Annotated in this window: 13 protein-coding genes; 1 reads left to right on the forward strand and 12 read right to left on the reverse strand. The window is 59.4% G+C overall.

Annotated features, from left to right (window positions below; translation table 11 throughout):
- From ACR0FB_RS04360 to ACR0FB_RS04370, 3 genes are all read right to left on the reverse strand, one after another.
- A complete protein-coding gene (locus ACR0FB_RS04360) occupies positions 1-1,992 on the reverse strand; it encodes an ABC transporter permease (protein WP_171723797.1) in 1,992 nt (663 codons plus the stop codon).
- Complete coding sequence (locus ACR0FB_RS04365) at positions 1,989-3,011, reverse strand: quaternary amine ABC transporter ATP-binding protein (RefSeq protein WP_480620200.1); 1,023 nt, start codon at positions 3,009-3,011, stop codon at positions 1,989-1,991. The genes ACR0FB_RS04360 and ACR0FB_RS04365 overlap by 4 nt, the downstream gene beginning before the upstream one ends.
- 74 nt (positions 3,012-3,085) lie before the next feature.
- Positions 3,086-4,030 carry an ABC transporter substrate-binding protein gene (locus tag ACR0FB_RS04370; RefSeq protein WP_171636168.1) on the reverse strand — a complete coding sequence of 315 codons (945 nt, stop codon included), beginning with the start codon at positions 4,028-4,030 and terminating at the stop codon, positions 3,086-3,088.
- Between the two features lie 217 nt (positions 4,031-4,247).
- Here ACR0FB_RS04370 and ACR0FB_RS04375 point away from each other — a divergent pair, with 217 nt between their 5' ends.
- The gene (locus ACR0FB_RS04375) at positions 4,248-5,021 is read left to right on the forward strand and encodes a DeoR/GlpR family DNA-binding transcription regulator (protein ID WP_171723799.1); all 774 of its coding nucleotides are present in this window, start codon (positions 4,248-4,250) and stop codon (positions 5,019-5,021) included.
- Between the two features lie 4 nt (positions 5,022-5,025).
- Here ACR0FB_RS04375 and ACR0FB_RS04380 read toward each other — a convergent pair whose 3' ends face one another.
- The 9 genes from ACR0FB_RS04380 to nadA form a co-directional block, all read right to left on the reverse strand.
- A complete protein-coding gene (locus ACR0FB_RS04380) occupies positions 5,026-5,781 on the reverse strand; it encodes a methyltransferase (protein ID WP_210092934.1) in 756 nt (251 codons plus the stop codon).
- Entirely contained in the window at positions 5,778-6,398 is a 621-nt protein-coding gene (locus ACR0FB_RS04385) for a pimeloyl-ACP methyl esterase BioG family protein (RefSeq protein ID WP_480620202.1), read from the reverse strand. The genes ACR0FB_RS04380 and ACR0FB_RS04385 overlap by 4 nt, the downstream gene beginning before the upstream one ends.
- Positions 6,395-7,681: an adenosylmethionine--8-amino-7-oxononanoate transaminase gene (gene bioA, locus ACR0FB_RS04390; protein ID WP_480620204.1), complete on the reverse strand. Its 1,287-nt coding sequence runs from the start codon at positions 7,679-7,681 to the stop codon at positions 6,395-6,397. The genes ACR0FB_RS04385 and bioA overlap by 4 nt, the downstream gene beginning before the upstream one ends.
- Complete coding sequence (bioD, locus tag ACR0FB_RS04395) at positions 7,678-8,298, reverse strand: dethiobiotin synthase (RefSeq protein WP_171636178.1); 621 nt, start codon at positions 8,296-8,298, stop codon at positions 7,678-7,680. Before bioD ends, bioA begins: the two co-directional genes overlap by 4 nt.
- Positions 8,295-9,428 carry an 8-amino-7-oxononanoate synthase gene (locus ACR0FB_RS04400; RefSeq protein ID WP_480620206.1) on the reverse strand — a complete coding sequence of 378 codons (1,134 nt, stop codon included), beginning with the start codon at positions 9,426-9,428 and terminating at the stop codon, positions 8,295-8,297. Before ACR0FB_RS04400 ends, bioD begins: the two co-directional genes overlap by 4 nt.
- Entirely contained in the window at positions 9,425-10,405 is a 981-nt protein-coding gene (bioB, locus tag ACR0FB_RS04405) for a biotin synthase BioB (protein WP_480620208.1), read from the reverse strand. The genes ACR0FB_RS04400 and bioB overlap by 4 nt, the downstream gene beginning before the upstream one ends.
- Before the next feature lie 115 nt (positions 10,406-10,520).
- Entirely contained in the window at positions 10,521-11,369 is an 849-nt protein-coding gene (nadC, locus tag ACR0FB_RS04410) for a carboxylating nicotinate-nucleotide diphosphorylase (protein WP_171723804.1), read from the reverse strand.
- Positions 11,366-12,934, reverse strand: coding sequence for an L-aspartate oxidase (locus ACR0FB_RS04415; protein ID WP_480620210.1), 1,569 nt, complete (start codon positions 12,932-12,934; stop codon positions 11,366-11,368). The genes nadC and ACR0FB_RS04415 overlap by 4 nt, the downstream gene beginning before the upstream one ends.
- A 6-nt stretch (positions 12,935-12,940) precedes the next feature.
- Positions 12,941-13,990, reverse strand: coding sequence for a quinolinate synthase NadA (gene nadA / locus ACR0FB_RS04420; RefSeq protein ID WP_171230399.1), 1,050 nt, complete (start codon positions 13,988-13,990; stop codon positions 12,941-12,943).
- Between the last annotated feature and the right edge of the window lie 4 nt (positions 13,991-13,994).

Here is a 13,994-nt window from a genome sequence, read left to right on the forward strand (position 1 = left end):
TCAACTCTCCAGTCCAAAGCGGATGCGGGCCTGACGGGCACTGGCATTGATCAACCGATCGGCGATGATGGCGATGAAGGCAATCGACAGGCCGGCCACCAGACCGCGGCCGGTATCGGCCTTGGTCAGGGCGATATAGACCTCCTGCCCCAGATCGCGGGTGCCGACGAGGGCGGTGATCACCAGCATCGACAGCGCCAGCATGATCGTCTGATTGACGCCCAGCAGGATTTCAGGCAACGCCATCGGCAGGCGGATATGGCGCAGCAATTGCGTACGGGTGCAGCCGGAAACCAGACCCGCCTCGATCAGTTCCTCACTGACCGAGCGCACGCCATGGGCGGCATAACGGACCGCCGGGGCCAGCGCATATAGAACGATGGCAATCAGGGCGGTGAAATCGCCAACCCGGAACAGCATGACGACAGGGATCAGGTAAACAAAGCTGGGCAGGGTTTGTAGCGTGTCGATCAGCAGGTTGATGGCCGTCCCAGCGCGTTTGTTCAGTGCCGCCAGAACACCCAGAGGCACCCCGATCAGCGTCGCCAGAGTGACAGATGCGCCGCACAGATAGACCGTCACCATCGCCTTGGACCACAGGCCCGACACAAGGATCAGAGAGGCCATTCCTCCGCACAACAGTGCCAGACGCCAGCCGCCCGCGTGCCAGCCCAACAGGGTCAGCATTGCAATGACCCATGGCCACGGGATGCCCAGCAGAACCGTTTTGATCGGGATCATAAACCAGGTCAGGAAGAAAACCTTGATGGCCTCGAACGTGTCGAAATAATTTACGTTCAGGTATTCGACCGTGTTGTCCCAGAACGCGCCGGTGGTGATGGTCTGGCTTTCAGGATATTCCAGCAACAGAGGCGAGAACTGTCCCAGCACCCAGGTCAGCAGCATCAGGACCACAACCAGAACCGTCCGGCGATGACGTGCGATCCACGAGCCGGGGACCTCATGATGCACCTGCCCCATCCGTTCGGCAAAGGCCTGGCTCAGACGGTCGACGGCGATGGCCAGTACCACGATGGCGATGCCGGCTTCGAACCCTGCCCCAATGTCCAGACGGCGCAGCGCGGCGAGGACGTCAAAGCCCAGCCCCCCAGCCCCGATCATCGAGGCGATGATGACCATGTTCAGAGTCAGCATGATCACCTGATTGACGCCCACCATCAGGCTGTGGCTGGCCGAAGGCACCAGCACGCGCCACATCAACTGCCGCCGGGTCGTGCCCGCCATGCGTCCGAAATCCAGAATCTCAGGATCCACACCTTTCAGCGCCAGCGTTGTGATCCGCACCATCGGCGGGGTCGCATAGATGATCGTCGCAACCAAGGCAGAGATCGGGCCAAAGCCAAACATGAACAGGATCGGCACCAGATAGGCAAAGATCGGGATCGTCTGCATCAGGTCCAGGATTGGTGAGATGATCTTTTCAAAAAGCGGATGGCGATAGGCGAGAATGCCCAACAGCAACCCTCCGCCCGCGCCAATCGGCACGGCGATCAGTACCGAGGCCAGCGTCACCATGGCGCTGTCCCATTGTCCGAAAACTGCAAGGTAGACAAAGCAGGCCCCGACCAGAGCGGCCAATCCCCAGTCACGGCAATATTGACCCAAGGCGACAACGGCGGTGATGACCACGATCCAGCTGATCGCAGGCAGGATGACCTGCGCGTCATTTCCCTGACCGCTGACAAAGCCGTCGGCCAGCAGGGCCAATACCAGATTGTAGGGCTGCTCGATCAACCACGCGATGGCGCGGGTGACATCGGTGAAGGACACTGGCCCGATGGCGGCATCCTCGATCAGCCATGTCATCGCCGAGGAAATGTAGGTTTTGAACGGGATCACCCAGGCCGAAGGGAACTTGGTCAACCAGCGCGCATCCAGCGCCTTGCTCAAATCACGACCGAAATAGCCAAGCACGATGGTGACCAGAACAAGCAGCAGAATGGCCATCTGGCTGCGGGTCAGGCGGATCATGCCGTGTCTCCGCCGCCGAACAGCACATGCGCAACGGCCTTGCGGTCAATCGCTCCGACGGGCTGGCCCTCTGCATCCACGACGGGGATCGGCGCATCTGCCGCGATAATCCGTTCCGCCACGTCCGAGATGCGCGTGGATTGAGAGATCGGATCGCCCTCGCCCACAGCGCCGTAGGTCATGACACCGCCGACGGTCAGGACCTTTGAACGGGGAATATGTTTCGTGAATTCAGCCACATAGTCGGTGGCCGGGTGCATCACCAGCTCTTCCGGCGTGGCGATCTGGATCACCTCTCCGTCCTTCATGATGGCGATGCGGTCGGCCAGGCGAACGGCCTCTTCGAAATCATGGGTGATGAAAACGATGGTCTTGTGCAACCGCTCCTGCAACCGCAGGAATTCATCCTGCATCTCGCGCCGGATCAGCGGATCGAGGGCCGAGAACGGCTCGTCCAGAAACCATAGATCAGGCTCGGTCACCAAGGAACGGGCAATGCCGACGCGCTGTTGCTGGCCGCCGGACAGCTCACGCGGGTAATAATCCTCGCGCCCCTTCAAACCGACCAGTTCCACCACCTCGCGGGCCTTGGCCTCGGCTTCGGGTCTGGGTGTGGCCTGAATCGTCAACGGAAACATCACATTCTGCAAAACCGTCAGATGCGGCAGCAACGCGAAATGCTGGAACACCATGCCCATCTTGTGACGCCGGATTTCGATCAGCTCATTCTCGCTGGCGCGCAAGAGGTCAGCATCGTCGAACAGAACTTCTCCGGCGGTTGGTTCGATCAACCGGGACAAGCACCGTACCAGAGTGGATTTGCCGGACCCCGACAGGCCCATGATGACGAAAATCTCACCTTCCGAGATCTCGATATTGGCGTTGCGCACTGCGCCGATCACGCCTGCCTTGCGAATTTCTTCTGCCGTAGGTTCGGGGGTTGTCCGCAGCAACCGATCTGCGTTGGGGCCATAAAGCTTCCAGACGTTTCGGCACGACAGTTTGGTCTTGGGGGGCATCAGGGTGGTCCGGTTCGTTCGCGAAAAAGGCCAGAGCGGTCCGAGAGAGCGGCAGGCCCGCTCTGGCCAGTGGATTACTTCGAGATCCAGCCAGACCAGCGGTCTTTGTTGGTCTCCATCCACTCTGCAACAACGCTGTCGATTTCCACGCCGTCCAGATCGGCCTTGCCAACCATGGCGCTCATTTCATCATTGTTGATTTTGTAGGCTTCGATGATGTCATAAGCGCCCGGCCATTTTTCTTGCAGGCCAGACCAGGCTGCTTTCCAGATCGGGCCACGCGGCTTGCCGCAATCATAGGCCATGTTCGGGTTCACACCAACCGAAGGGTCGCTGTAACACTCTGGCGTAAATGGCGGAAACTCGACGAACTCGCCTTCGTATTTCGCCGGCGCCCAATGTGGGACATAGACCCACAGAACAATCGGATCCTGTCTTTGATAAGCGGATTCCAATTCTGCAAACAGGGCCGCGTCGGTACCCGCATGGACGACTTCGAAATCCAATTCAAGCGCTTCGACACGCTCGTCATCGAAGCCACCCCAGGTCACCGGGCCGCCGACATAACGCCCGTTCGGAGCAGTTTCCGCCGTCGCGAATTCCTCGGCGCAGTCTTTCAGCGCCTCCCAATTCGGCAATCCCGGGCACCGTTCCTTCATGTAGCTGGGATACCACCATTCTTCGATCGCCATCAGGCCGGTTTCGCCGACATTGACAACCTTGCCGGTGCCGGTTGCCTCGTCCAGCGCTTCGCGCCCGGTGGTTTCCCAGATTTCCATTGCCAGATGCAGGTCACCCGTTTTCAGACCGGCGAACTGAGCAATGTAATCCGCCTGAACATATTCAACGTTGTACCCGGCTTCTTCCAGGATCGAACCCATGATCTTGGTATTGATCAACTGCCCCGACCAGTCGTGCAGCGTCAGTTTGATTGGGTCCGTGGACTCAACAGCCCCAGCAGTTGTTGCGGCTCCGGCGGCCATGAGGGCCAGCGCGGAAATTCCCATTTTACAATTCATAACACCTTCTCCCTGTCGTGATTTTTTTTGATGAATCGGTGGTATTGAGTATAGACGACCACATCGTGGGGTTTTGTGTCAATAAAAACCACGTAAAGCCACATAAATTCCTGCTCGAGGCAAGTTTTAACGGCTTCTCTTTGGTAGAACGTTGCTTTATGTGGGTATTGTGGTATGGCTTAACGTCCCTTATGACGATGCCACCAGAGCGCGAAACATGAACCTGCCGACCACAAACCAACGAGAAGAAGAAATCCTGCGCGCCCTTTTTCGCGCGGGCGGTTCGTGCCGCGTAAGTGTTCTGGCGAATGAACTTGGGGTCAGCCTGGAAACCATTCGGCGAAACGTCCGCAATCTGGAAGAGCGCGGCATCGTGCGCAAGGTCCATGGCGGGGTTCATCTTCTCGAAGACATTCTGGAACCGTCGCTGCAAAGCCGCCTAGACAAGAAGGTTGACGCGAAAGAGAAGCTGGCGAAGGCGGTTGCCGAGGTCATCAGTGACGGAGACTCTGTTTTCCTCGATATCGGCTCTACTACCGCTTATGTGGCGCAGGCACTTTGCAACCACAGTGACCTCTTTGTCGTGACGAACTCGGTTTTTGTTGCTCAGGCATTGGCTTCAAGAAACAACAACCGGGTCTTCATGGCTGGTGGCGAGCTGCGGTCGCACGATGGGGGCGCATTTGGTATTGAAGCTCAGGACCTGATCAAACGTTTGAACGTCCGTTTCGCCGTTCTTTCAGTCGGGGCGGTCAATGCGGACCCGGGCTTTATGCTGCACGACCTGCAAGAAGCAAACCTGGCCCGCGTCGCCATTCGAAACGCACAGGTCCGCATTGTCGTGGCCGATGGCGAAAAGCTGGGAAAGCGCGCGCCGGTCACATTGGAACCTGCCGACAAGATCAATCTGTTCTTTACCGATGTGAACCCGCCCGAGGACATCTGCCAGATGCTGTCGGCAAATGAAATCGACCTTGTCGTCGCCGAATAAGCGCCTAACGCTTTTCGGCAATGATCCAAACCGGGTGGTAAGTCAGAGGAACCCTGCCGTCTTCTCCGAACTTTTGCACGTAGTCAGCTTCGAACCGGGCCAAGGTGGACCGGGTCCATGCACCCTGAGCCCGGCCATTTACCCCTGTACTGCGTAAATGCTTCAGCACATCTCTGGGTGTGTCAAAATAGGATGGCCGAACACTTTGGCCAACCGTCAGAATCTTGAACGGCCCATCTATGGCGGTTGCAAGGGCGTCAGGCAGGCATAGGCCCGGTGCACGGGCTGTCGATCCGATTTGCGCAAGCTCTTGATATTGCAATGGACCAAACCCGGAAATCGCCAGCCACCCTCCGGGTTCAAGCGCCTCGGCAACCTGTTGCAGCAAACCGGCCGGATCCTCCATCCATTGGATCATCGAGGCCGATGCGACCAAATCCAGCTTTGCAGGCCATTCGACCAGGCGGACGTCTCCGTCAACGAAAGCCGCATTTTCCGCATCTGCCGTCGCCCGAGCCTGCGGCGCGATATCGTTCAGGTGAAGATCGGGAAGATCAAAGTTCTGCCGCAGCAACCGGGTCAGATGGCCAGTGCCGCATCCCAGCTCGAACGCCACATCAAACCGGTTCGGCGCGCCAACCCGGCGCATCTCGGAAACCAGCTTGCGGGCAACCCAGGCCTGCTGGCTGGCTGTATCGTTGTAAGTCTGGAAGCTTCGGCTGAAGCTTCGCTGCACCTTGTCTGCCAATTGCGCGGTCATGACATCCACTCCGCCCAGCTTTGCCCCGGTTGGAAAGGTACATGCGGAGCAGCGACGCCCTTGACCACATCCGGGGTCGCGGCCCAGGCTATCCTTTGAGCATTGGACGGAATGATCCGGTCCCGCTCTGATACCCAAACCCGATCAAAGCCGGGATCAGGCGCCGAGCCGCGTTCGATTACCGCGTGAAGTTCCTTTCTTGCCTGCTCGATGTCCAGTTCAGGTATGTCAGCAGACAGTCCGGCGCGTCGGCAAAACTTGACGAAACTTGCCGAAGACAGCTGATCCGCCGTGGCCCGGACAATATCGGGCGCGATGCCCCGGCCTGCGCAGGCAGGATGCAACGTACCGCTGACGGCAACCAGCCGGTCAGGGCGAAACCCTGTGCTGGCCAACCAATGGGCCGCGGATGCGACGCCGAAAGAGAACGCAAGCATTTCGACTCGGTCATACCCGGCCAGATCGGGCAAGGGATCATCGAGCCGGGTATAGTCATCCACCAGCAGAACAGATCCGCCTCCGGTCAGCCCGCGGAACGGGGCAAAACCCAGCGCCCACCCCCCAAAGACCAGTGTCAGCTTGCTGTCATCCGATTGCGCCAGCCACTGGTGTCTCATTGCTTCCCCCCGGCCAAAGCGACCATCGCGCTGGTGATCCGGCCGAGCTCATCAGGTGAAACAATGTAAGGCGGCATACAATAGATGTTGCGCGCAAAGGGGCGCAGCCACACTCCGGTTTCAGGGGCCAGCCGATGAGCGACCGAAGGATCAACCGTTTCCTTCATTTCAATAACGCCAATGGCGCCAAGAACCCTGACATCTGCAACGCCCTGCAAACTGCGCGCTGGCTCCAGTTCGGTCCGCATCTGGCGTTCGATATCAGCCACCTGGCGTTGCCAGTTCCCCTCGGCCAGAAGTCTGAGGCTGGCCGAACCTGCGGAACAGGCCAGAGGGTTGGCCATATAGGTCGGGCCGTGCATGAACACTCCGGCCTCACTGTTGCCAATGCCATACGCCACCTGCTTGCTGGTCACGGTAGCAGCAAACGATATATGCCCCCCGGTCAATGCCTTACCCAGACAAATTATATCCGGGGTTATGCCCGCATGATCGGTGGCGAACAGCTTGCCGGTTCGGCCAAATCCGGTTGCGATCTCGTCAAAAATGATCAGCACGTCATGGGCATCGCACATGGCGCGTGCCGCGCGCAGCCATTGGGGATGATAGAAATACATGCCCCCGGCGCCTTGAACCACCGGTTCAAGGATCAGGGCCGCGAGGTGATCGCCCTTTTCGGCCAACAGTCGTTCCAGCGCCTCCAATCCGTTCAACGCGCTATCTTCGGGCCAGTCATCCCCCAACCGAACCTGGGGACGCGGCAGGAAGTGCTGGATCGACAAAGCCCCCCGGAACAGCCCGTGCATACCCGTCACAGGGTCACAGACGCTCATCGCTTTCCACGTGTCACCGTGATAGCCGCCCCGAATTGTCGCAAATTCGAATTTGCGGGTGCGGCCATGGGCCATTTGATACTGCACCGCCATCTTCATCGACACTTCGACCGAAACAGACCCACTGTCGCAATAGAAAATGCGGTCCAGCCCTTCGGGCAACATGTCGACCATCCTGCGCCCCAGATCAATGGCCGGATGGTGCGTCAGCCCTCCGAACATCACATGAGGCATCTTTTCCAGCTGGGACTGCATGGCGGACGTAATTTCGGGATGCTTGTGGCCGTGGATGGCGCACCACCATGACGACATGGCGTCTATCATCTTTGCGCCGTCCTCCCGATAGAGATACACGCCCTCGGCCCGGTCGATGAGATGCATCGCGCCGGGATCGGCCACGTTGGTATAGGGATGCCAAAGGTGGTTGGCGTCAAACTCCAGCGGGGTCACAGAAACCTCCGTATGGTCGCCACGTCTATGGACGAGAAGGCATCTGACAAGCTTTGCTGCGTCAGGTCTCCAAGATAAGGCAGGCGTCCGAGGTGTCGCACCTTGCTCATTTCGACGATGGTTTGTTCCACGTCGGGCTCCGGATCTCCGACAAAGGCAACGCCGACCACTTCGCACCCAGCGCCTCGGAGTGCCATCAGGGACAACGTAGTATGGTTGATCGTTCCCAACGCCGTGCGCGCGACCAGAACGACCGGGGCCTGCCATTGGGCAATCAGATCCAGATAGTAGGATTTGCGGTTCAGAGGCACCATCAGCCCCCCTGCCCCTTCCACAACCAGCGGCCCCTCAACCTGCGGCAGCGCTAGCCGGGACAGATCGATCTCTATACCCATATCTTCGGCAGAAAGATGGGGTGAGGCGGGCATGTTCAGACGATACGCCTCGGGCAACACGTCCACGCCGGACAAGGTGCAGACGGTTTCCGTGTCCGTTGCATCCTCGAGCCCCGATTGAACCGGCTTCCAGTAAGTGGCGTTCAGGGCCGCCGTCAGGCCAGCCGAAAAAACTGTTTTTCCGACGCCCGTGTCGGTTCCGACAATGACCAGAGCGCTCATGCGGCCTCCGACTGATGGCTGGAGATGGTTGCAAACAGGGCCGAAATGTCATCAGGACTGACATTCCCGGTGATCGAGACGCGTAGACGGGATGTGCCTTTCGGAACGGTAGGCGGGCGAATGCCGCGAATGTCAAACCCCTGATGTTGCAAAGCCTGTGCCATCGCCATCGTGCGGGCCTCGTCCCCAAGAACGACGGGAATGATCTGGCTGTTCAAGGCCGCGTCAGGCAACCCAGTTTCACGGGCTGCATCATGTGCATGGCGCAGACGTTTGAGTGCAGCAGTGACCAAATCGTCATTCCCGGCCAGTTCACGCAGGACGGCCCGTACCAGCGCAGCATTCAGAGGGGACGGCGCCGTTGCAAAGATAAAGGGCCGTGCGCGGTTGATGAGGGTATCGATCATCGCCCGCGGGCCACAGATCAGCCCGCCGGAAACTCCAAGCCCCTTGCCGCAGGTGTGCAGGGTCAAAAGGTCAGCGTTCAGATCATGCGCCAGACCTTTGCCACTTGCCCCGAAAACGCCGGTTGCGTGCGCCTCATCCACGATCAGAACAGCTTGGGCTTCACGCGCCAGACATGACAAATCTTCCAGCGGAGCCAGATCGCCCTCCATGGAATAGACGCTTTCAACGGCAATCCATACCTGACCCTGCCCACCAGCGGATCGCCATTCGGTCAGAACGTTGCGCGCATCCGCGACGTCGTTGTGACGGAAAGCGCGCAGATCCGCTCGGCTGGCGCGCATCCCCTCATGGGCGCTGGCGTGAACCAGTTCGTCATACAAAACCAGATCCCCGGCAGCCGGCAGGGTGGAAAAGATTGCCTGATTGGCCTGAAACCCCCCGCCCATAAACAATGCGGCCTCGGCCCCAAAGAACGCAGCTGCTTCGTGTTCCAGCGCCTCATGCTCGGGGTGATTTCCCCGCAGCAGCCGCGAGCCACCCGAGCCCACGGGCACGCCGCGCGCCAGCGCGGCCTGTGCGGCCTCTTGCAACAGGCTTGACCCGGCCAAGCCCAAATAGTCGTTGGACGCAAAATCCAGCCCGCGCGCCGGGATCAAAACCCGGCGGCGGTGCCGGGCTTCCAGCGCACCCAGCATGGATTCCAGTCGTTCGACTGCTTTCATTCGGCGGCTTCCGTGCGTTTATGGTCTTCAGCCGTTTCGGCCTGAAGGCCCAGTTTTGCAAACAGGATCGAGTCGGTGTCTTCTTCGGGGTTTTCCGCCGTCAAAAGAGTTTCACCGACAAAGATGGAATTTGCTCCGGCGAAGAAGCACATCGCCTGCATCTCGTCGCTCATGTCGCTGCGCCCGGCGGACAACCGAACATAGGCTTTGGGCATCAGGATGCGAGCGGTTGCGATGATCCGCACAAAGTCGATTGGATCAACCGGTTCCGCATCAGCCAGCGGGGTATCCGCCTGTGGCATCAGCATGTTGATCGGCACCGAATCCGGCGGCGGGGTCATGTTGGCCAAAGTCAGCAACATATCGATACGGTCGCCAGTGTGTTCACCCATCCCCAGAATACCACCCGAGCAGACCTTGATCCCGGCTTCTTGCACCCGGGTCATCGTGTCGATCCGGTCCGCGAAAGTACGGGTTGTGATCACTTCGGAATAATAGCGTTCGGACGTGTCGATATTGTGGTTGTAATAGTCCAACCCGGCATCGCGCAGCTGAACGACCTGGGTGTCATCCAGCATGCCCAGCGTCATGCAGGTTTCCATGCCCATCGCCTTGACGCCTTCCACCATGGCAACCAGGGCAGGCATATCGCGCGGCTTGGGCTCGCGCCAGGCGGCCCCCATGCAGAACCGGGTCGCGCCACCGTCGCGGGCCTTTTTGGCCTCGGCCAGTACACGCTGAACCTCGATCAGTTTCGATGCAGGCAGGGTGGATCCGTTGCGGGCCGATTGCGAGCAATAAGCGCAATCCTCGGCGCACCCGCCGGTTTTGATCGACAACAGCTTAGAGGTCTGGATCTTGTTCGGATCAAAGTTCTCGCGGTGCACGGCCTGTGCCCGGAACAGAAGGTCCATCAACGGGAGGTCATGAACAGCTTGCGCAGACTTTCGGGTCCAGCCGGAATGAGGGATGATCATTTTATCTATAAAACTTCCTGCAGCTTGCGTTGCCGAGGATTTATTATCGATAAAATCTGAAGGCGCAACCGTGTTGGCGCAAACGATCCCAAATCAAGCGGAAATGCCGCGCTTTTCAGAAATCAAGACCAAGATCAACGGTTCGGGCGGAATGCGTCAGCGCCCCGGACGAGATGTAATCGACCCCGGTCGCCGCAATTGATGCAACCCGGTCCAACGTCACATTACCGCTGGCTTCGGTCTTCATCCGCCCGTCCACCATGGCAACCGCTTCGCGCAGCATCTCGTCATCCATGTTGTCCAGCAATACGACGGACGCGCCGCCAACCTCGAGCACTTCCGCCAGCTGGTCCAGTCGATCGACTTCGATCTCGACGGCCATCATGTGGCTGGCTTGCGCTTTGGCGGCCTCAAGAACCTGACGCACACCCCCGGCAGCGGCAATGTGGTTGTCCTTGATCAGGATCGCGTCGGACAAAGAGTAGCGATGATTGAAACCGCCGCCATGCAGCACGGCCTGTTTTTCGACAATGCGAAGTCCGGGCGTGGTTTTGCGGGTACAGGTCATGCGGGCATTCGTGCCCTTTGTCTGCTGAACAAAGCTGGCAGTTTTTGTGGCAATACCGGTCAGACGACCGGCAAAATTCAGCGCGACCCGCTCACCCGAAAGGATCGAGGCGGCAGAACCTTTGATGGTCATCAGCGTGTCGCCGCGCCGACAGGGCTGGCCATCCTTGACATGCGCCTCAACCTCAAGCGTCGGGTCGACCAGCCGGAACGCAATCGTCGCCACCTGCATGCCCGAAACGACGGCATCCTCACGCGCATTCAGCCGGGCCGTATAGGTCGCGTTCGGCGGGATCACGGCGCGGGTGGTCACGTCACCGTATGCTCCCAGATCCTCCATCAACGCCGCGCGGATGACGGGTTCGAGGATCAGATCGGGCAGGGTCGCAAAACTCATGATATTTCCTTGCAGGCTTCGGCGCGAATGTGCAGCGCGTCGCTAAGATACATCCGGGATCGTTTGCCGGGGCCATCGGCAGTTTCCGGAAAGTCGGATCGCTCATGCGCGCCGCGGCTTTCTTCGCGCTGCAATGCCGCCGCGGCGATCAAGGATGATGTGGCACACATGTTTCTGAAGGACGGGCATGTGCCATGCTGCTCTTCGAGCGTGGCAATCCTGCGCAATGCCCGGCATAACCCGGCGCGGTTCCGGACCACGCCAACATCGCGCGACATGGTCGTGCGCAACATACTGACCGCTTCAGACGTATCGGGGATGTCAGCTTGATCAAATTGAAGGGCCACAGGTTCCGACGCGGAAGTGTCCGGAATCGAACGCGCAATGTCCTCGGCACAGATGCGTGCAAACACCAACGCTTCGAGCAAACCGTTCGAAGCCAGCCGGTTGGCGCCGTGAAGGCCGGTCGAAGACGCCTCGCCGCACACCCACAACCGATCCAGCGTCGCGCGGCCATCAGTGCCTGTGGCAATCCCGCCCATGTGGTAATGCGCTGCCGGAGCAACCGGGATCGCGTCCCGGACCGGATCGATTCCGTTGCGCGCGCAATATGCGGCAACCGCTGGGAAAAGTTCGTTGATTTGCGCGCCCAAAGCCTTGCGAGTGTCCAGCATCGGGCAGTTGCCGGCCTGTACCTCGGCAAAAATCGCCCGGGCCACAACGTCGCGCGGGGCAAGCTCGGCATCAGGGTGAACGGCCTGCATGAAACGCTCGCCGTACTTGTTTATCAGTATTGCCCCTTCTCCGCGCAAGGCCTCGGTCGCCAGCGGGGCCGGGTCTTCACCCACGTCCATGGCGGTGGGGTGGAACTGCACGAATTCGGCATCGGCGATCAGCGCCCCCGCCCGTGCGGCCATTCCGATGACCTGTCCCCGGATGCGGGCCGGATTGGTCGTCAGGGCATAAAGCCCGCCAGAACCGCCGCCCGCCAACAATACGGCAGGTGCACGAAGCGTCACGGACGCAGATCCGCTTTCCGAGGCATCCTGCAGAACCACGCCCAACACGCGCCCATCCGTCACTTCCAGCGCAACGGCAAGGACCCCTTCCAACACCTGCACCGACGGAGTTTCGCGCACTCGTTCGATCAGGGCGGCCATGATTTCACTGCCTGCCTGATCGCCCTTTACCCGCACGACGCGGGCAAAACTGTGCGCGGCTTCTCGGGACAGGACATACCCGCCACCCTCGGTGCGATCAAATGGTGTGCCCAAAGTGGTCAGGTCCAGAATATAGTCCCGCGCCTCTCGTGTCACCAAATCCGCAACGTCGGGTTCGACGGTGCCTGCCCCGGCATTGACGGTATCAACGGCGTGGCTTTCCGGGCTGTCGGCCAGGTCCATCGCCGCCGCCACGCCACCCTGCGCCCATGCCGAACTTGCACCTTCGCCCAAAGGTTCAGGCGAGATGATCACCACCGGTCGCGGCGCCAGTTTCAGCGCAGCATAAAGCGCGCCAATCCCGGCCCCGACAATAATGACGCGATCCGTGGTGATGTCGGTCATTGCCGATCAGATGCCGAGCTTGCGGGACAGATCAATCATCGCCTGTACAGATTTGCGGGCCTTCTCTGCCACGTCTTCGGCGACCTCGACCTGGCCTTCCATCGTGTGCAGAGCATAGAGGATCTTTTCCAGCGTGATCTTTTTCATGTACGGGCACATATTGCACGGCCCTACGAAATCGACCTCGGGCAGTTCATCCGCGATGTTCGACGCCATCGAACATTCGGTGATCAGCATCGCCTTTTCGGGTTTCTCATCATGCACATATTTGATGATCCCGCTGGTTGAACCGGAATAATCCGCCTCGGCCACCACATCCGGCGGGCATTCCGGGTGCGCAATCAGGCGCGTTCCGGGGTTCCATTCCCGGAAGTCGCGCAGGTCCTGTGCGGTGTATTGTTCATGCACGATGCAGGAACCGGGCCAATACACCACGTTCTTGTGGCTTTCATTGGCCACGTTTTGAGCCAGATATTGATCCGGCGTCATGATGACCGTGTCGCTCTCCATGGCATTCACGATCTGCAAGGCGTTCGACGAGGTGCAGCAGATATCCGAGGCCGCTTTGACCTCGGCAGTGGTGTTCACGTAAGACACAACCGGCGCACCGGGGTATTTGGCCCGCATTTCGTCGATTCCTTCGGCAGTAATCGATTCTGCCAAAGAACAGCCGGCATCCATGTCGGGCATCAGAACAGTTTTCCCGGGGCTCAGAATTTTCGATGTCTCGGCCATGAAATGAACCCCGGCCTGAACGATCACATCCTCTTCCACCTCGCTGGCCTTGATCGCCAGTTGCAGGCTGTCACCCACGAAATCGGACACACCATGATAGATTTCCGGTGTCATGTAATTGTGCCCAAGGATCACGGCGTTACGCTCTTTCTTGAGCGCGTTGATCGCCCGCACATAGGGCGCATAGATCGCCCAATCCGGCGGGCTGATCACACGATCCATACGGGCAAACGTGTCTTTCATCTCATTGGCCAACGTGGCCGATGGGGCGAGGTCATAGACGTCCGAAAGAACAGTGCGGACTTGTGCAATATCGAGCAACGGG

This window comes from Ruegeria sp. P10 (assembly GCF_056534925.1).